Genomic DNA, 17581 nt, shown 5'->3' with positions numbered 1-17581 from the left:
AAAATTATTTTATACTTTTTAAAGTTTATTATTTTTTTTATTCTATCGATATGATAATGTATAATTGATAAATTAATAAAATCTTAGGAGGAATAATATTGATTAAAAAAATTTTACTTACAATCTTAGCTATTTTCTTAATCTTTGTCGTATATCTGTGTCTTCCTGAAAAAAAAGTTGCAACTCCAGATAGTGCAATTACTCTTGACTCAGATGCACCACCTTCATACAATAAGGACTTTGAATATCTAAGTGAATCTAACTATGCTGACACAATGTTTAACAAAGTCAATCCTTATCTTGACGAATTATGTACTAATGATAGCTATTTTGCAGGATACGATGGTGAATCCCTGCATTATAAAAACTATATTCAAAATGGTAGTAAAGCTCACGTTGTATTCGTACATGGTTTTACTGACTATGCTGATAAGTACAATGAATTAATCTATTACTTTTTAAAAAATGGATATTCTGTAAGTATTATGGAACACAGAGGACATGGTTACTCACATCGTTATACTGATGACTTAAGTAAAGTTACTATTAAAAGCTTTGATGAGTATACTACTGACTTTGATACTTTTATTGAGACAATTGTAAAGCCATCACTTCACGATGATGAAAAACTTTTTGCATTTGCTCATTCTATGGGAGGTGCAATCGCTACACTCTATATGATTGATCACCCTGATACATTTGACTGTGCAATTCTTAATGCTCCTATGATGGAAGTAGAATTTGCTGGTATCCCTAACAATCTTGCCAACTTTATAGTTAACTTTTCAATAACTTTTGGTATGAAAGATAACTATATAATAGGCTTTGGCCCATTCTCTGATGAATATGACTTTGAAGGACATTCTGTTAACAGCGAAGAACGTTACAAATATATATATGAGCTTCAGACTAATGATAAAAACTATCAGACTACCTCCGGCTCATATATATGGATTCGTGAAGCTATTGACGCAACAAATAAGATTAAAAAAAATGCTTCTAAATATACTGTAGATACACTACTTTTTCAGGCCAGCGATGATACAATTGTAGGCCCTAACGGTCAGAATTATTTTGTTAATCATGCATCCAATGTCTCTATGATCGTAGTTAAGAATACAAAACATTCCATCTTCTACGCAGGCAATGACGTTATATATCCATATATGGATACAATCCTTAACTTCTACGATTCACACATAGATAACTAATATGTAACTTACAATACAATATAGCATTTTCTAAATAAACGCTCTATAATATCTAAAAAACGCCCGACAGTGTTATAATATCGCAAATATTATTGTTGCAATATTATAACACTGTCGGGCTGTTTTATTGTAACTTTATACTACTTAATATAATATTAAAATCTAAATTTTTTAAATTTTCAAAAATTCCAAAAATTATATTAAAATCTAATTCTCATCTGATTCCACTTAACACCACCATGTTCAGAGCCTGATACTCCTTCATTAACAAAACCAAACTTTGCATAATAGTGTATAAGTTCATCTTTACATGTAAGCACAAGTCCAAGTCTTCCCTGACTCCTTGCTTCATCGATAAATGCTTTTATAAGTTCTCCTGCAAATCCACGCCTACGATAATCAGGCAATGTATTGACTCCAAATATCATCTGCCATCTGCCACCTTCATTGTGCATCGAAGCATCCGCATACATCTCATCTGTAAGATCTTTCTCATCTGTAACCATTCCATCTATGAATGCTACAAGTCTGTCTTCATCATACATAAGCAAAAAATGATTACCATAATGTTCTATTCTATCCCTGAATTCCTCTTGTGTTGCAGCTTCTGCCTGTGGAAAACACTCTCTTTCAACTGCTGCCACATCAAAAATATCATCTACTATAGCTTTTCTTATTATCATATATTAAGTACTTCCTTCTCTTATTATTATGTGTTATATATTAGGCATTGACTAACATATAGCAAAAACTTTACTATATTGCAAACAACATTTTGATTATCTGCAAATTAATTATTCTCATCATACTCTTTCAACTCTCTGCTCTTTTTTACTATATCTGTTACAATCGGAAAATTAATCTCAATAATAAACTTATCTTCGTGAACTTCAGCCTTAATATCACCACTCATCCGCAATACAAGTTCTCTTGCAATAGACAGTCCAAGTCCGGTAGATGTCCTGCTTCTTGCCATATCAGCTTTATAAAAACGTTCAAATACCTGCGTTACGTCTATCTTCTCCTGATCACTTATATGATTGCTAATTCTAAGTACTGCATTATTATCAATATGTCTTAGATTTATACTTATCTCCTTATCTCCATGATCAAGACCATTTTTTATTACATTTTGAATAATGCGGCGAAGTCCCTGTCTGTTTGCCTGTATATATAATTCTTCATCTATGATACTAATATCCGGTATAATATTCATCTTTGCCCATTCATCATAATAAGAAAAAACAGTCTCTTTTAAAACACGATTAATACTACATGGCATAAGCTCTATATTATATGATTCATTTTTCAATTTGGTAAAAGTAAAAAGTTCTTCTAACATATCATTAAGGCAGCTAATTCTCTCCTGAATAATCTTCATATAGCGTCTCTGCTTATCAACATCATCACACTCTTCCATAAGTTGAAAATACCCATCAAGAGATGTAAGTGGTGTTCTGATATCATGTGAAAGATTAGTATAAGTATCAGCAATAAGCCTTTCCTTATTCTTATAATGCTGTCTTTCTTCTTTACGCAATTGTAAAAATTTATTGAGTGTATCTGTTAATCTGGTAATTCCACATATACCAAATTCATGGCTAATAATCATATTGCTGTCATGATTCATAAGAAACGACAATTGGCGACAGATGCTTAACACCTGTCGCTTAAAATGCCATATAATTATAAATTGTATAATAATAATTCCTATTAATACGCCTATTATAATATACATATACTAAATATCCCTCTTTTGAAAAACAGTACTTCCTGCTATAAGCATGATTATGATAAATACAATACCTACGCAAGCTGCCATAACACTTTCCTTAACAGTCGGATTCATCGGAAGAAAAGATAATTCTCCTGTCACAGTATACTTATATATCTGAAAATTCTTAATTCCCATTTTCTCAATAATCTTATTTACAGCAACATATATAATGCTCATTATATTCATTGTAAGACATATTGACATAACCATACTAATTACATTATTTCTAATTATAATTGCTATAGTCATACAAATCACTACAATTGCATAATGAAGTATTAACTGTATACCCAGATATAGCATAATATCATCTACATTACCAAACGCTACTTCACCAAATACAATTGCATTAGATATTATCTGCAACACAAATGCTCCGATAAGTGTAATCACAGTATATACAGCCAATGAAACTGCCTTTGATATAATAAGCATCTTTCTTGACTTGACCTGTCCGGCTATATTCTTGATATAACCACTGCTTATATCTGCTGTTGCAAATATAATTGCAAATATTACCATAAACAATGTATAGAATTTACCTTGTGAATTAGCAAAAAATATATCAAATACTGTAACTTTTTCGCCCAGCTTAGTCGGCAATTCAACATTCATTCCAATATTGACATTCTCTGTATCTACACTGACTGTCTGTTCACTCATTGCAACATCTTCATTGAGCATATATTCATAATCGCTTTTACAAAAAAAGGTTGTAAACACTATTAATGCTGCAAGTATCAGCCATATTACATACATACTCTTAGTTCTAAATAATCTGTACAAATCCATCTTTATCATATTAATCATGTTTTGCACCTCCTGTCAAATTAAGAAAATAGCTCTCAAGTTCTTCACTTATAATAGATATTCCTTTTATCATAATTCCGGCTTTTGCTAATTCCATATTAAGTTGTGCACTCTCATTAAGTCTCTCAAAGACATGTATATGCTCTTTATCAACGACCTGATAATTCACAAATCCCATAGAATCAAGTATAGGTACTGCCTGTCTTGGATGTTCAAGCGTGATCTCCATTCTCTCGCTGCATCTTCTCATAAGCTCATCTCTTGTAAGCTCCTGCAACAGACTTCCATTATGAATAATCCCATAATCAGTAGCAATCTTTGATAACTCTTCAAGAATATGACTTGCTATACATATTGTCATATTTTTCTCTTTTTGAAGTCTCTGTATTGTATCACGAATCTCAGCAATTCCTTGTGGATCAAGTCCATTAATAGGTTCATCAAGAATTAACAAATCCGGTTCTCCTATAAGTGCAAGCCCTATCCCAAGTCGTTGTTTCATTCCCAGTGAAAAATGCTTTGTTTTCTTTTTTTCTACATTATTAAGCCCTATAATGTCTAAAATATCTTCAATGTATCCTTTTTGCTTAATTCCTAAAAGTTTACATTTTATATTAAGATTCTCATACGCTGTCATGTTACCATAAAGCCCCGGTGCTTCAATAAGACATCCTATCCTTGTTCTTACTTTTTCAAGGTCCTTACCTCTATAACCAAACATCTCTATCTCGCCATACGTAGGCTTTGACAATCCACTAATCATCTTAAGGCATGTAGTCTTACCAGCTCCATTACGGCCTATAAAGCCATATATTGCTCCTTTTTTTATATGCATATTAACATTGTCAACTGCCTTATGATGTCCATAATGTTTAGATAGATTTCTCGTCTCTAATAATATCTCACTCAATTTTATATCCTCCTTGTTCTTATCTGCATCTATCATATATAAATATCCCTAATTAAACGCAAATAAATAGTAAAAAAAGAGTAAAGATTATGAATGAAGTCGATAACCTATTCCCCATACTGTCTCTATATATTCTTCCTTGGTTACAGCTTTAATCTTCTTACGAATATTGCTGATATGCACATCTAGTGTCTTCGTCTCGCCCATATATGGTTCATCCCAGGCATATTCAAATATATCTTCTTTACTAAATACCTGCTTAGGATTTCTTATAAGTAATTCAAGAATTGCAAACTCCTGCTTAGTTATCTTAGGCAAAACCACTCCACCTATTCTAACTTCAAATACATTCTTATCAAGAGTTATATCACGATATGAAAGCATATTATCTTCCATCTTATTATCCTGTGAGTGGCGAAGCTGTACCTGTATTCTTGCTATGACTTCTCTTATCTCAAATGGTTTTGTTATATAATCATCAGCTCCACTTGTCAGTATTCCTATCTTATCATCAAGACTGTCTTTGGCTGTCAATACTATAACCGGAATCTCACTCTTACTTCGTATATCTGCAAGAACTTCCTCGCCTGTAATTCCCGGTAACATAAGATCTAGTAATACTAATGAATATTTCTGCTCTTTCATATTAAAAAGCAGCTTTGCTTCAGTTCCTGAATATGCCTGTCCACAAGTATAACCTGCACTATTTAGAGCTTCGCAAAGCATATTATTTATATTGGTATCGTCTTCTACTATTAATATTCTAGCCATTGTTATTCTCCCCTGATATTTTCATATTAATTTATATCTGTAAATATTTTACTTTCAAAAGCGGCTTTTACTTCATCTAAATCTTCATATTTTCCATCAATAATTTTTAGTATATCTTCATCCGGCTGCCACAAATCCGGAACCATTATCGGTCTGCATCCTGCTCTATGTGCAGCTAGTAAACCATTCTTTGAATCTTCCAAAGCCTGACATTCTGATGGATTTGCTTCTAATAATGCACAAGCTTTTAAATAAATTTCTGGATCAGGTTTTGAATTCTCAACCATATCTCCACAAATAATTCCTTTAAAATATTCATAATATACCTCGCTTCTAATTGTCTAAGTCCACCTTAAATATCAATCCAGTTTTAAAATATTTCTAAAAAATTCCAAAAATCCATCTTCAACTGCCACCTGTTCTAGCTTTTCTTCCGGTAAATCATAATAATACATATTAGTTTTTATATCTAAAGATATACTATCTAATGGAAAACCTTTTTTTCTAACTGTGCTATGTGGCTTATCTGTTATAATAAATTTTTCACTTTCCATAGACGGTGACATTGCTTCATATATGTGTTCATCATCCGCCACAAAACAAATTGCATTTCTATATCTAGCCACCAGATTTCCGTAATTCTTTGCTAGGCCTGTATAATAATCTATCATCTCATCATCTGACAGACACTTTCCATTTACATTACGAACATGTACACCAGGCTGAATCTCATCTGGAACATTATCAAAGTACAATCCTGAATCGCACGAAAATACTGGAATATGAAAAGCTTTATAATATGCTATTGCTTTTAATCTTGCATTTTCAAGTGGAGACTTACCAGTCTCTGCTACCTTTGGAATAACTTTGCCATCTATTCTTAAATCATCTAATCCTATTAATTCTATGTTTAATTGTCTAAGTCTGCTTTGCATTGCAGATAATTTAGCCGGATTTCCAGTCCCGAATAGTAATTTCATTTTGTGAACCTCTCCTATCTATTATAACCATTTCTTATAAATGGGAAATTTTTCTTACATATTATTCTATTATACATTACTTTTTCCATAAATAAAGGCAAAATAGATTGCTTTAACTGTTTCATATTTTTAAAAAGTACATTCGTTCTATGTATGGCAATCTATGCACTTGCAAAAATTGTGTTAAATATAATTAAAGTAATCTGCACTAATACAATAAATCCTACAAATTTTCATTTATATATTCAATATAAGGTTTCTTATTAACTTCTGTGCTATGTTCCAAATACCATTTAAGACTATCTCTCAATCCATCTTCTAATGATATGGTCTCTGGGTATATTTTGTTTTGACGTGACACATCCAGATAATACTCATAGTTGTAAAAGCTAAAATAATTTCTCTGTTCAACCTCCTCGTAAACATTTACAAATTCTGGTATTTTTCCTAAGCTTTCATAGCATTTTGTTACCCAATCTTTAATAGAAACTGCTTCAGCATTACCAACATTTAAAATATGTTCTTTTGGATTTTCTTTAATTATTGTCTCCATCAGTCTGCATAAATCTTTCACATGAAAGAATTGTAATTTCATACTGCCATCTTGAGGTAAATAAAATTTTCTGTACGCCAATGCGCAATCAAATACAAATGCCTCTCTATACACATTATTCATTGGCCCGTATAGATAAGGTGGCCTTAATATATACGCATCTTTCACTCTTTCAAGTAATGCCTTCTCAGCCGCTATTTTATTAGTTCCATATACACCCCAAAACTTATTTTCTGATTTTTCTGATTCTTCCAGAAATGGCTGGAAACCATATTCCGAATAAACAGCACTTGAACTAATCATAATATACTTATCAAAAGAACCTAATTCTTTAACAAAATCAATTATATCTTTATCATTATAAGCTGTTATATCCGCCACAGCATCAAAGAATGTGTCCTTCAATACTCCATTCAAATTATGTCTATCGCCTTCAATGAGTTTTACTCCCTGAACTTGTGGCTTAGAATTTCTATTAAGTACAAAGACTTCATAATCTGCATTTACAAAATATTCTGCCACATATTTACTTACAAAAGTTGTTCCACCTGTTACTAATATCTTTTTCATAAAAGTCTCCTTCATACCAAAACCATCTGATATTCTATCAAATTCCACCTTAATATTTTCTATCATCGACTAGTTCTTTAAATCTTCTAATGAAATCTAACAGAAAAATCAAGCAGCCAACATATCACTTTACTAAATAGACACTTAATCTATTTTATTTTTGATACTAAAATAATAAAATAGATTTCTCTTTATGTCACGCAACGCTTGCAAAAACGGGCGCAACGGTAACAATTGCGTTTTTGTCATTAAAGAAAAACAGGAATTTATAAGGTCTTTGTTTTCTCGTTATTTTATTCATTCCCCAGGCTAAAGATTTTTACCTTTTGAGGATAAATGTGATTGCCTTGGGATGATTGCGAATACTGTCTGAAATCATCATTTTGAACTGTATCAGCTAATGTGTTCAAAGAGTCATTACATATATTTGGCATGGATTCCATTCATCCCACAACGTCGGAAATACCTCAAATTCTTTGAATCCAAGCGACTGATAAAAACGATTAGTAGCATCATATTCTGCGTAACGTCCCATTTGTACAGTCTTAACCTGAATAAACGAATATCCCGCTTGCTTGGCCTTTTCTCTTGCATGTTCAAACAGTTTTCGTCCAATCCCTTTTCTGTGATAATCTTTCAATACTCCCATAACGCAGAGTTCAACAGTTTCTTTACCTGTTTTTTTAAGGCAAAGAAAACCTATCGTTTTTTCCAAATCATACGCTGCAAAGAATGGTTGATCAGCACTTTCTTTTATATACTCTTCTCTAGCTTCTGAAATTCCAAACCAATCAGGAAGTGCTTCAAGTATTGTTCTTGAAATCATCTGCTTCTCTGTTGGTTCCTCTACGTTAATAATTCTTATTCCTGCATCACCAAGCTTATCATTATCACCTTCAAAGCGATATACTAAATTATAGCTGTCGGGAACATCGTCATCAATGTAGCCTGTATCAACAAATCCAGCTTTTTCATATACATGTATTGCTTGTGCATCTTCCATTTTTACACAGACTTCCACACAATCATATTTCTGTTCCATCTTAAGGCTATCAAGAATAAGTTTAAGTGCTTCTAATCCATATCCTTTGCCTTGGTAATTCTTATCAATCATAAACTGCTGCAATTCATAGCATGCCGGTTCATCATCCATATCCCTTACCATAGCAAGCCCTACAGGGATTCCATCTGCAACAATTCCAATCACATTTGCATGGGAATTGCGATAAACATATCCTCTTGCCAAGATACCGATATTGCTTGCCAGATAGTGTTTTTGATTTTCATCAACGGATAGTCTGGCAAAGTCCATCCAGTTTTCTTCATTTAATTCAATTAAGCTAACCATTTTTTTATTCTCCGATTTTTTATTGGAGGGTCAAATTTCGTGGGCCTCCATACACGACTAATTTTCTTCATAAAAAGCCACGCCTTTTTCTTTTATTTACTATTGTAAAAGAAGTTATAATACTAAAAATATCAACCTCTCTGACAACCTTATTAAGCTACAATTTACATATTTTTCATACAATAGTCGTCTATTGGTTTATATATTCTGTCCATCCCTTATAAATGGTTTCTTGATTTCTTTACTTAACAACTGATTGTATGTTTCTACCTTACGAAATGTGTTTCCTAACATTTCTCGATTCCTATATTCTCTAATAGCTTCCATATCAAACTCTGCATATAAAATTCCCTCTGTTTTATCATCAGCCAGCAAAACTGTGTTATCAACACATTTTCCATTTCTATCCCAGCAGATTGGACTAAATGCACAGGAACATCCAGCATTATCTCCATTCGGATTTGCCATAGCAACTGCAACCATATTTTCATATGCTCTTGTAGAAAGTGCTCTGATTCTTGGTTGCATAGAACCACAATCATTGGGTACAAGAATAACTTCTGCACCTTTTAGCATCAATATTCTTGCACTTTCCGGGTACTCTCTGTCATAGCAAATCATAATGCCTAATTGTATTCCTTCAAAATCGCACACCTTAAACTCTTTCCCTGACTCAATATTTCTTTCATCTGCAAAATCACATGTATGTACCTTAGAATATTTCATTAATATATTGCCCGATTTATTAATAACAAAGGCTGAGTTCTGTGGTTGCTTATTATTGCCTTTTGTAAAAGCAGTAAGTACCACACCTATTTTATATTTTTTAGCATTTTCACATATTTTAGCAATTCTTATATCATCATCTGCAATACTTTTTTCATATGACATAGGCAAATCATATCCTGTAATAAAACATTCCGGTAGCAATAGAATATCTGCGTGGTTTTCCGAAGCCTCTTTCATTGTCATAATGATAGTTTCAATATTTTTATCTATTTGTGCATTAATGGCACGCTTTTGTAGTATGGCAACCTTGAACATTCACTTTCCCTCCTATAGATAATTCAAAATGTCAGATAAGTTATTAACTTCAATATCACCTTTTTTATTTCTCCTGTATAATGATATCGCATGTTCATAAATTTGTTGCGAAGTTAGACTAGATAATTCAGCTATTTTTTTCATCCTATCTTCATAAACTCTACTTTCATCAACCAGCGTCGAACCAACATCAAAAAATAACCATTTTATGTCATCCTTCTTAGGTAAAAATCCTCTTTGTCTCGCTTCTTCTAGCAGTCTTGGTTGAATTTCCGGATATGTCCAATTAAGCGGCAGTTCATTCATAATTGCTATTTTCTCTATCTCACTATGTAAATCTTTTTCAAACGTATGTATCTCCGCGAAAAATAACTTTCCAAAAACATCCTTGTATTGATAACTTGTATCTTTTCCACTCATTATTTTTCATTTCACACATTTTTAGTACCAATCCAGTACCATTGCTATATTGTCATTATTGTGTGTAGTTCTGGTGGCTTGCAGGTTTGTTTACTATTCACAGAATAATATTCTGTTGGTTTGCTTGTCCACCTATGAAAATTATAATCTCCAGCCAATATTTCTGCAAGAAAAAGTTTCGTGGTACTAATCGTTAGTACCACGATTGTTTTCTATGTACTGAGCAAAATCAATTACCTTTGCTGGCTTTCTCTTAGCAGCAATCCCTAATCGTTCCATGTCTAATTTAAAAAGTTCACTAGGATATCCATACGCATCAAATCCCTCTGGCTGGCAGATATCTCTGTTCAGATACTCACTAAGTTCCCATTGATACTTTGCTTCTTTCTCCAGCTTCTTACCAAAATACTGTGTAGCCTGTCTGCCAGTTCTGCCTGCTTATTTGGGTATAAATGTGAATAAGTATTTAACGTCGTTTCTATCTTTTCATGTCTCAGCCGCGCTACTATTGCCAATGGCTGAAATCCAAGCTCCACCAGAAGCGATGCATGTGTTTCACATTCTAAAGGATAATTCCAGGACACACAACAATTTATCAATACAACCGGCTTATCTGTAAAAACGATGAAAGGACAAAAATGCTATGAAACTTATATATGCAACATATAACCAACACTGCAACAGTATAGATATAACCGCTTTTGATAATATGCTTTTACGAATCGACTGTAATAATGTTATAATCGTGTTTATCAGTTTCTAAAAAATGTGAAAGACCAAAACCCAGATTTTAAATATCTATTTGTTCCAGAGTTACACAAAAGCAAACGCTGGCACTTTCATGGTATTGGTGTAAATTGTGATAAATTAAAATTTGAAAATAGTGGCATTGTTAAAAATGGGAAAGAAATATATAACATCAATAAGCGTAGTTTCAAATATGGTTTTACTACTGCCACCAAAATAGAAAGCACCGAAAAAGTGAGCAACTACATTACAAAGTACATAACCAAAGAACTAATTACCATGTCAAAAGGACAGCACCGCTATTTGTACAGCAAGAACCTAGCCAAGCCACAAAGTGAAACGCTATTTGAAGAAGATTTAAAATTTATGGAGTTGCTTCTTTCCAAGAATAAAGACCTTGTGAAGATTAAAAAGGTAAAAGATGAAGAGTGTGGAATTGAAACGACTTACATCACGATTAAAAAGACAGAATAAAATTTGATTGCTCATGTTAGAATGTGTGATATAATAAATAAGAATAAATTTACTTTTGGAGTTTTAAAGCTATGGGGATTGAATATAGAAAAGCCACAATAAACGATTTGGAGGTATTAACAGAAACAAGAATAGAAGTATTAAGAGTGGCCAACCGCTTAAAAGATAACGTTGATATGAGTGAAGTGAGAAGACAATCAGAAGAATATTATATTTCTGCTTTGAATAATGATACCCATGTTGCGTATTTGGTCTATGACGAAGAAAAGATTATTGGGACTGGTGGGATTAGTTATTTTCAAGTAATGCCAACATACCATAATCCAACAGGAAGAAAAGCGTATATTATGAATATGTATACTAATCCAGAATATCGAAGAAAAGGAATTGCTTTAAAAACATTGGATTTATTAGTTGAAGACGCAAAAGCAAAAGGGATAACCGCCATTTCACTTGAAGCAACAGATATTGGAAAACCTCTATATGAAAAATATGGTTTTGTAAAAATGAATGATGAAATGGAGTTGCCAAACTAACATACTAGAATTTGGGGAGATAATATATGATAAAGGTAAAAATTACGATTACGGATAGCAAATGTAGATGTGGCTATTTTAAAAAAGGGCAAGAGTTTGTAGTTGAAGATATATGTCCGCCAATATGTCATGAATTATGGAATAATATTTATCCACTTGTTTATGCTTTACAAAACGGAGCAGAGTTAGATTATGGAGATACACGTGCTAAGATGTTTGATGTAAAATGTCCAGATGAAGGCAGAGTAACTATTCATGGGGAAGTTATCGAAGAATAGGTCCGCGGAAGTTTGTTACACTTGGAGATGATGTGCTGAAAAGCCCCTTTCTATCGTATTTTTTGAGGAACAAATTCATTGAGAACCACACCCAATTCGCAGTGTGCTTTGAACGCTCTTGCCATTGACAACCCTATAGAATATGCTCGGTTGGCTTTGACATGTGAGATGCAGGCATGGGTGGATGCTGAAGATTGTTTAGATGTTTGGTAAATCAATCGTGAAAATTTTAGATGAATTAAGGATGAATATGTGGCAGAATAACCCATATGGTAGCCTTGTTCAAGAGACTATCAAATCGGAATTTGAAGGAGAAGAAAATGCAAATGTTTAATAGTACACATACGAAAAATATATTAAAAGTTATTTTGATTATATTGCTATCTATTTGCATCATATTCTGTGTGTTTTATTTTTTCACTCATAACCTCTCATATAAAAATTCAGCAAAAGAGTATGCAGACTATATAGTGCTAAATGGTGCAAAGTATGAAGGATGTTCGCTTGAAAATGTAGATTATACCATATCAAATATTGTGATATGTAAAACTGATATGGGTAAAAAATTGTATATGATAGAAGAATATCCAGATTATGAGTATATTGCAGTTTATTCAGCATGGGATGGAAGTATTTATCATAAAGTTCAAGATTAGCGATAAATTCAAGTTTGGAGAATTGAGAAAATCGGAATTTGGGAGGTTATTATGGCTTTTGATTTTAAAAAAGAGTATAAAGAATTCTATATGCCGAAGAACAAACCAGAGATTGTAAATGTACCTAAGGCAAATTATATTGCAGTTAGAGGAAAAGGCAATCCAAATGAAGAAGGCGGAGCATATCAACAAGCAATCAGTGTTCTATATGCTGTTGCATACACATTAAAAATGAGTTACAAGACTGATTATAAAATTGAAGGATTTTTTGAATATGTTGTTCCGCCATTGGAAGATTTTTGGTGGCAGGATGATGTCGAGAGTGTAGATTATACAAATAAGTCTGCTTTCAGCTGGATTTCTGTTATCCGTTTGCCTGATTTCATTTCTAAAGCTGATTTTGACTGGGCGGTAGAAACAGCAACGAAAAAGAAGAAACTTGATTGTTCGTCAGCAGAGTATCTTAGGATTGATGAGGGATTATGCGTTCAAATTATGCATATAGGTTCTTTTGATAATGAGCCAGCAACTGTTGCTCTTATGGATACTTATTTAGAACAAAATGGATATGTTAATGATATTAACAAAGATAGGTTGCACCACGAGATTTATATGTCTGATGCAAGAAAGGTTGCCCCAGAAAAATGGAAAACTGTAATTAGACATCCAATTAAGAAAGCGTAAAATTCAAGCTTGTAGAATTAAGAAAATCGAAATTTGTAGGATTAGTAAATCTCGATTTTGGGAAATACAAGAATGTGTCTCATTATGGTTTTAATGCGGTTTGTAAGGAGAAACAATATGATTGGGTTTGTTATATGGTCACTTTTTGGAGTGTTTATAATTGGATTAGGAATAAAAGATATGTTTTCTAAGAATCCCGTTGGATTCTGGGCTAATACCGAAACAATAAAAGTAAAAGATGTGAAAGGTTACAATCGTGCGAGCGGACTATTGTTTATAATCTATGGAATCATTTTTGTTATATTAGGAATTCCGCTGTTAGAAGGTCAAAATACACCATACGTTCTGTTGTCGGTTATTGGTGTGATGGTGGAAACAATTGTAATTATGGCTGCTTATAGTTTAGTTATCGTTAAAAAGTATGAAGAGAAGTAAATAACTTCAAGTTTGGAGAATTGAAAAAAACGGAATTTACCTATTAAGACATATAAACTCTTGACAATAAAGCTCCTATATAGTATGTTTTTAATAAACTACTATATAGGAGCTTTTGTATGGAAATGAATGGAGGATTTCTTGTCACCAAAATAAAACAGCTTGGAGACCGGATTTTCGAGAAGATTCTCAGTGAAAAGAATATTGATGCGTTTAATGGAGCCCAGGGGCGTATTCTTTATGTGCTGTGGCAGGAGGATGGTATCTCAATCAGGTCACTCTCGACTAAATGCGGATTAGCGATAACATCTCTTACTACGATGCTGGAAAGAATGGAAAATCAAGGGCTGATAAGCCGTGTTCAGTCTGAAACGGACAAAAGGAAAACACTCCTGTTTCTGACTGAGAAAGCACATGCCTTAAAGGGCGAGTACGATTCTGTATCTGATGAGATGGGCAGTATTTACTACAAAGGTTTTTCAGAGGAAGAAATTACCCGGTTTGAGGAATGCCTCGACCGCATCAGAAAGAATCTTGAGGAGTGGCAGAAGTCATGAGTATTTGTATCAAAGATCTGATTCAGAACATGAATATCGTCATTGGCTGCACAGTGGGGTGTACATATTGCTATGCCCACAATAACGTGAAACGCTGGCATATGATTGATGACTTCGCTGCCCCTGAATTCTTTCCGGGTAAGCTCAAGATGATGGAAAAGAAACGTCCGCAGAACTTTCTTCTTACCGGCATGAGCGATCTCTCTGGATGGAAGCCGGAATGGAGAGACGAGGTATTTGCAAAGATCCGTGAAAATCCACAGCATCAGTTCCTGTTCCTTACCAAGCGACCTGATTTGCTAGATTTTGATACCGATCTGGAAAACGCATGGTTTGGCGTTACGGTGACGAGGAAAGCAGAACTGTGGCGTATCGACGCCCTTCGGAAAAACGTCAGAGCAAAACATTACCATGTTACCTTTGAGCCGTTATTCGACGATCCCGGCATAGTTGACCTTTCCGGAATCAATTGGATCGTTGTCGGCACCATGACCGGAGCTCAGAGCAGGAAGATTCATACGGAGACGGAATGGGCATGGTCTCTGACGGATCAGGCACATAAGCTCGGCATTCCGGTGTTTATGAAGGAAGACCTTGTCCCTATCATAGGGGATGAAAATATGACTCAGGAAATGCCGGAAGAATTTAATAAAGTGTTAGAGGTACAGAAATCATGGAAGAAGTAATGAATGGAATCCTCATTCGTGAGGTGGAAACAAAGAACATCATGACTAAGTCTAGTCTGCCGGTAGGCGGTTACTCGGTCAATCCCTATGTGGGCTGTACACATGCCTGCAAGTATTGCTATGCTTCTTTTATGAAGCGCTTTACCGGGCACAAGGAGGAATGGGGCACTTTCCTTGATGTGAAGCATTGGCCGAAAATTAAAAATCCGAAGAAATATGCCGGACAGCGGGTGGTCATCGGTTCTGTGACAGATGGCTACAATCCACAGGAGGAGCAATTCGGGAATACCAGAAAACTTCTGGAGCAGCTGATCGGCAGTGACGCAGATATTCTGATCTGCACAAAGTCGGATCTTGTGGTACGAGATATTGATTTACTGAAGAAGCTTGGACGTGTAACCGTTTCATGGTCAATCAACACACTAGATGAAAATTTCAAGAACGATATGGACTCTGCTTCGAGCATTGAGCGCCGTATCTCTGCTATGAAGCAGGTATATGAAGCAGGTATCCGTACAGTCTGTTTCGTATCCCCGGTATTCCCCGGTATCACGGATTTTGAAGCAATCTTTGAGCGCGTAAAGGATCAGTGCGATCTGTTCTGGCTCGAAAATCTCAATCTTCGAGGCGGTTTCAAAAAGACAATTATGGATTATATCGCCGGAAAATATCCTGATCTTGTACCACTTTACGACGAGATCTATAACAAGCATAATCGCAGCTACTTTGAAGCACTTGAAGTAAAAGCTGAGAAAATGGCTAAGAAGTATGATTGTGCCTTTGTGGATAATGAAATGCCTTATGGCAGAGTCCCGCAGGGGCATCCGGTGATCGTAGATTATTTCTATCATGAGGAAATCCGTGGGACAGAGAATACCGGAAAAAGGAATCGCTAAATTCCTGTTTGTCGAACACATGAAAATTTGAAGTTTACAGCGAGGTAAAAGTTTATGAATAACTATAATGAAGTGAAAAAATCATTTGGTACACAAGCAGAGAAATTTGCTTCATATCATATGTCTAAGGCAGAATATACCAATTATTTGATTCGTAGTATTCAGGCAAAGGGCAATGAACATGCATTGGAGGTTGCTGCTGGAACCTGTATATGTGGAAGAGCAGTGGCTCCTTATGTTAAGGACATTACTTGTTTGGATTTGACAGAAGCAATGTTGGAGCAGGGAAAAAAACTGGCAAAGCAAGAAGGTATTCAGAACATATCATTTGTATCGGGGAATGCGGAATGCTTACCTTTTGAAGATGAAACATTTGACCTTGTGATTACAAGACTTTCATTGCACCATTTTGTTGAGCCTGAAAAGCCTTTTCGGGAGATGCAACGAGTTTTGAAAAAAGGTGGAAAACTTGTTATTTGGGATATGGTAGCGACTACAGAAGAATTGCGTGAAACTAATGACGCTATTGAAACGATGCGTGATAACTCACATACAAGAATACTTAGCAGAGAAGAATTTGAAGCATTGTTTGAGGATGCTTTTGAGCTTCAGCTTGAAGAAACAACACTTGTTCCTGTAAATCTACAAAGTTGGATGGATTTGACAAGTACACCAGAGGATATTCAAAAAGATATTATTGATAAAATGGAATACGATTTGAATGGTGGAGATAAAACAGGTTTTAATCCCTATATCAAGGAGGGACAAATATGCTTTGACCATAGGTGGTTATTGCTGATTGGAAAAAAGGAAAACTAATCCCCATTTATCAAGAAAAAGAAACTTTCAGTAATACGCTCTGTTGATGTGCTGATTTTTCTACGATATACTCCTTCAAAAAGGAGTGTGCTCTTATGGGTAGATAAATTTATGACATCATCAATGACATGGCAGAAGTATTAAATGCATCGCAGATGCAGAAACTACAAGAGGTGTTGGTAAAACGGTTATCTGAAAATACTGTATCTTATTATTTGCAGACAACGAACATGGACTTTCGAGATATGTTTTTAACTACAAAGCATTTAGAAGGGTGTTCTGACAAAACAATACGCTATTATAGGTGTAATATTGAAAAGATGTTGGATACAATAAATATTCCGGTCATAAAGATAACGACCGAGATGCTACGAAAATATCTTGTAGAGTATCAAACGATAAATAATTGTGGAAAGGTA

Annotated in this window: 23 protein-coding genes and 2 pseudogenes; 14 read left to right on the top strand and 11 right to left on the bottom strand. The window is 34.3% G+C overall.

What is annotated here, in order from left to right:
• Positions 1 to 98 precede the first annotated feature (98 nt).
• Positions 99 to 1211 carry an alpha/beta fold hydrolase gene (locus KQI85_RS14430; protein ID WP_216576768.1) on the top strand — a complete coding sequence of 371 codons (1113 nt, stop codon included), beginning with the start codon at positions 99 to 101 and terminating at the stop codon, positions 1209 to 1211.
• Positions 1212 to 1411: 200 nt separating this feature from the next.
• Here KQI85_RS14430 and KQI85_RS14425 read toward each other — a convergent pair whose 3' ends face one another.
• From KQI85_RS14425 to KQI85_RS14375, 11 genes are all read right to left on the bottom strand, one after another.
• Positions 1412 to 1894, bottom strand: a complete 483-nt coding sequence (locus tag KQI85_RS14425) for a GNAT family N-acetyltransferase (RefSeq protein ID WP_216576767.1) — start codon at positions 1892 to 1894, stop codon at positions 1412 to 1414.
• Between the two features lie 107 nt (positions 1895 to 2001).
• A complete protein-coding gene (locus tag KQI85_RS14420) occupies positions 2002 to 2949 on the bottom strand; it encodes a sensor histidine kinase KdpD (protein ID WP_216576766.1) in 948 nt (315 codons plus the stop codon).
• A 3-nt stretch (positions 2950 to 2952) separates the two neighbouring features.
• Positions 2953 to 3798 (bottom strand): ABC transporter permease, encoded by an 846-nt coding sequence (locus KQI85_RS14415; protein ID WP_216576765.1) that lies wholly within the window; start codon positions 3796 to 3798, stop codon positions 2953 to 2955.
• Positions 3791 to 4708 carry an ABC transporter ATP-binding protein gene (locus tag KQI85_RS14410; protein WP_371820667.1) on the bottom strand — a complete coding sequence of 306 codons (918 nt, stop codon included), beginning with the start codon at positions 4706 to 4708 and terminating at the stop codon, positions 3791 to 3793. The genes KQI85_RS14415 and KQI85_RS14410 overlap by 8 nt, the downstream gene beginning before the upstream one ends.
• An 87-nt stretch (positions 4709 to 4795) precedes the next feature.
• A complete protein-coding gene (locus KQI85_RS14405) occupies positions 4796 to 5479 on the bottom strand; it encodes a response regulator transcription factor (RefSeq protein WP_216576763.1) in 684 nt (227 codons plus the stop codon).
• A gap of 26 nt (positions 5480 to 5505) precedes the next feature.
• Positions 5506 to 5817, bottom strand: coding sequence for an HAD family hydrolase (locus KQI85_RS14400; protein WP_371820670.1), 312 nt, complete (start codon positions 5815 to 5817; stop codon positions 5506 to 5508).
• 21 nt (positions 5818 to 5838) lie between these two features.
• The gene (locus KQI85_RS14395; RefSeq protein WP_216576761.1) at positions 5839 to 6459 is read right to left on the bottom strand and encodes a non-canonical purine NTP pyrophosphatase; all 621 of its coding nucleotides are present in this window, start codon (positions 6457 to 6459) and stop codon (positions 5839 to 5841) included.
• A 223-nt stretch (positions 6460 to 6682) separates the two neighbouring features.
• Positions 6683 to 7582 carry an NAD-dependent epimerase/dehydratase family protein gene (locus KQI85_RS14390; RefSeq protein WP_216576760.1) on the bottom strand — a complete coding sequence of 300 codons (900 nt, stop codon included), beginning with the start codon at positions 7580 to 7582 and terminating at the stop codon, positions 6683 to 6685.
• 406 nt (positions 7583 to 7988) lie between these two features.
• Positions 7989 to 8930 carry a GNAT family N-acetyltransferase gene (locus tag KQI85_RS14385; protein ID WP_216576759.1) on the bottom strand — a complete coding sequence of 314 codons (942 nt, stop codon included), beginning with the start codon at positions 8928 to 8930 and terminating at the stop codon, positions 7989 to 7991.
• Positions 8931 to 9128: 198 nt separating this feature from the next.
• Complete coding sequence (locus tag KQI85_RS14380; RefSeq protein WP_216576758.1) at positions 9129 to 9974, bottom strand: carbon-nitrogen hydrolase family protein; 846 nt, start codon at positions 9972 to 9974, stop codon at positions 9129 to 9131.
• Between the two features lie 12 nt (positions 9975 to 9986).
• Complete coding sequence (locus KQI85_RS14375; protein ID WP_253293914.1) at positions 9987 to 10394, bottom strand: hypothetical protein; 408 nt, start codon at positions 10392 to 10394, stop codon at positions 9987 to 9989.
• A 768-nt stretch (positions 10395 to 11162) separates the two neighbouring features.
• On the opposite strand from KQI85_RS14375, the gene KQI85_RS14370 reads away from it, so the two are divergent.
• The 13 genes and pseudogenes from KQI85_RS14370 to KQI85_RS14320 all read left to right on the top strand — a co-directional run.
• Positions 11163 to 11615, top strand: coding sequence for a hypothetical protein (locus KQI85_RS14370; protein WP_216576757.1), 453 nt, complete (start codon positions 11163 to 11165; stop codon positions 11613 to 11615).
• Between the two features lie 71 nt (positions 11616 to 11686).
• The gene (locus KQI85_RS14365; RefSeq protein ID WP_216576756.1) at positions 11687 to 12151 is read left to right on the top strand and encodes a GNAT family N-acetyltransferase; all 465 of its coding nucleotides are present in this window, start codon (positions 11687 to 11689) and stop codon (positions 12149 to 12151) included.
• A gap of 26 nt (positions 12152 to 12177) precedes the next feature.
• A complete protein-coding gene (locus KQI85_RS14360; RefSeq protein WP_216576755.1) occupies positions 12178 to 12429 on the top strand; it encodes a TIGR04076 family protein in 252 nt (83 codons plus the stop codon).
• A gap of 78 nt (positions 12430 to 12507) precedes the next feature.
• Positions 12508 to 12642 (top strand): annotated as a pseudogene (locus KQI85_RS16685) (toxin-antitoxin system protein); the annotation flags it as partial.
• A complete protein-coding gene (locus KQI85_RS16840) occupies positions 12632 to 12763 on the top strand; it encodes a hypothetical protein (protein WP_256448230.1) in 132 nt (43 codons plus the stop codon). The pseudogene KQI85_RS16685 and the gene KQI85_RS16840, both read left to right, overlap by 11 nt.
• Positions 12764 to 12899: 136 nt before the next feature.
• Positions 12900 to 13085, top strand: a complete 186-nt coding sequence (locus KQI85_RS16680) for a hypothetical protein (protein ID WP_253293913.1) — start codon at positions 12900 to 12902, stop codon at positions 13083 to 13085.
• Positions 13086 to 13136: 51 nt separating this feature from the next.
• Complete coding sequence (locus KQI85_RS14350; protein WP_216576754.1) at positions 13137 to 13769, top strand: GyrI-like domain-containing protein; 633 nt, start codon at positions 13137 to 13139, stop codon at positions 13767 to 13769.
• A 117-nt stretch (positions 13770 to 13886) separates the two neighbouring features.
• Entirely contained in the window at positions 13887 to 14204 is a 318-nt protein-coding gene (locus KQI85_RS14345; protein WP_055215068.1) for a hypothetical protein, read from the top strand.
• Between the two features lie 119 nt (positions 14205 to 14323).
• On the top strand, positions 14324 to 14761 hold the full coding sequence (locus KQI85_RS14340; protein WP_004853467.1) for a radical SAM mobile pair system MarR family transcriptional regulator: 438 nt from the start codon (positions 14324 to 14326) through the stop codon (positions 14759 to 14761).
• A complete protein-coding gene (locus KQI85_RS14335) occupies positions 14758 to 15447 on the top strand; it encodes a radical SAM mobile pair protein A (protein WP_216576753.1) in 690 nt (229 codons plus the stop codon). The genes KQI85_RS14340 and KQI85_RS14335 overlap by 4 nt, the downstream gene beginning before the upstream one ends.
• The gene (locus tag KQI85_RS14330; protein WP_216576752.1) at positions 15435 to 16343 is read left to right on the top strand and encodes a radical SAM mobile pair protein B; all 909 of its coding nucleotides are present in this window, start codon (positions 15435 to 15437) and stop codon (positions 16341 to 16343) included. Before KQI85_RS14335 ends, KQI85_RS14330 begins: the two co-directional genes overlap by 13 nt.
• 54 nt (positions 16344 to 16397) lie before the next feature.
• Positions 16398 to 17162 carry a class I SAM-dependent methyltransferase gene (locus KQI85_RS14325; RefSeq protein WP_216576751.1) on the top strand — a complete coding sequence of 255 codons (765 nt, stop codon included), beginning with the start codon at positions 16398 to 16400 and terminating at the stop codon, positions 17160 to 17162.
• 128 nt (positions 17163 to 17290) lie between these two features.
• Positions 17291 to 17581: pseudogene (locus KQI85_RS14320) on the top strand (integrase); the annotation flags it as partial.

The sequence above is a fragment of the Falcatimonas sp. MSJ-15 genome, assembly GCF_018918265.1.
Taxonomy (GTDB): Bacteria; Bacillota; Clostridia; order Lachnospirales; family Lachnospiraceae; genus Falcatimonas.
This window is presented reverse-complemented; position numbering and strand designations above follow the sequence as displayed.

Excerpts from the sequence above, each read along its gene's own strand:
- KQI85_RS14425 (WP_216576767.1), bottom strand. The coding sequence starts at position 1,894 with ATGATAATAAGAAAAGCTATAGTAGATGATATTTTTGATGTGGCAGCA.
- KQI85_RS14420 (WP_216576766.1), bottom strand. The coding sequence starts at position 2,949 with ATGTATATTATAATAGGCGTATTAATAGGAATTATTATTATACAATTT.
- KQI85_RS14395 (WP_216576761.1), bottom strand. The coding sequence starts at position 6,459 with ATGAAATTACTATTCGGGACTGGAAATCCGGCTAAATTATCTGCAATG.
- KQI85_RS14415 (WP_216576765.1), bottom strand. The coding sequence starts at position 3,798 with ATGATTAATATGATAAAGATGGATTTGTACAGATTATTTAGAACTAAG.
- KQI85_RS14340 (WP_004853467.1), top strand. The coding sequence starts at position 14,324 with ATGGAAATGAATGGAGGATTTCTTGTCACCAAAATAAAACAGCTTGGA.
- KQI85_RS14385 (WP_216576759.1), bottom strand. The coding sequence starts at position 8,930 with ATGGTTAGCTTAATTGAATTAAATGAAGAAAACTGGATGGACTTTGCC.
- KQI85_RS14360 (WP_216576755.1), top strand. The coding sequence starts at position 12,178 with ATGATAAAGGTAAAAATTACGATTACGGATAGCAAATGTAGATGTGGC.
- KQI85_RS14375 (WP_253293914.1), bottom strand. The coding sequence starts at position 10,394 with ATGAGTGGAAAAGATACAAGTTATCAATACAAGGATGTTTTTGGAAAG.
- KQI85_RS14365 (WP_216576756.1), top strand. The coding sequence starts at position 11,687 with ATGGGGATTGAATATAGAAAAGCCACAATAAACGATTTGGAGGTATTA.
- KQI85_RS14350 (WP_216576754.1), top strand. The coding sequence starts at position 13,137 with ATGGCTTTTGATTTTAAAAAAGAGTATAAAGAATTCTATATGCCGAAG.
- KQI85_RS14330 (WP_216576752.1), top strand. The coding sequence starts at position 15,435 with ATGGAAGAAGTAATGAATGGAATCCTCATTCGTGAGGTGGAAACAAAG.
- KQI85_RS14325 (WP_216576751.1), top strand. The coding sequence starts at position 16,398 with ATGAATAACTATAATGAAGTGAAAAAATCATTTGGTACACAAGCAGAG.
- KQI85_RS14390 (WP_216576760.1), bottom strand. The coding sequence starts at position 7,582 with ATGAAAAAGATATTAGTAACAGGTGGAACAACTTTTGTAAGTAAATAT.
- KQI85_RS16840 (WP_256448230.1), top strand. The coding sequence starts at position 12,632 with ATGTTTGGTAAATCAATCGTGAAAATTTTAGATGAATTAAGGATGAAT.
- KQI85_RS14345 (WP_055215068.1), top strand. The coding sequence starts at position 13,887 with ATGATTGGGTTTGTTATATGGTCACTTTTTGGAGTGTTTATAATTGGA.
- KQI85_RS14405 (WP_216576763.1), bottom strand. The coding sequence starts at position 5,479 with ATGGCTAGAATATTAATAGTAGAAGACGATACCAATATAAATAATATG.
- KQI85_RS14335 (WP_216576753.1), top strand. The coding sequence starts at position 14,758 with ATGAGTATTTGTATCAAAGATCTGATTCAGAACATGAATATCGTCATT.
- KQI85_RS14380 (WP_216576758.1), bottom strand. The coding sequence starts at position 9,974 with ATGTTCAAGGTTGCCATACTACAAAAGCGTGCCATTAATGCACAAATA.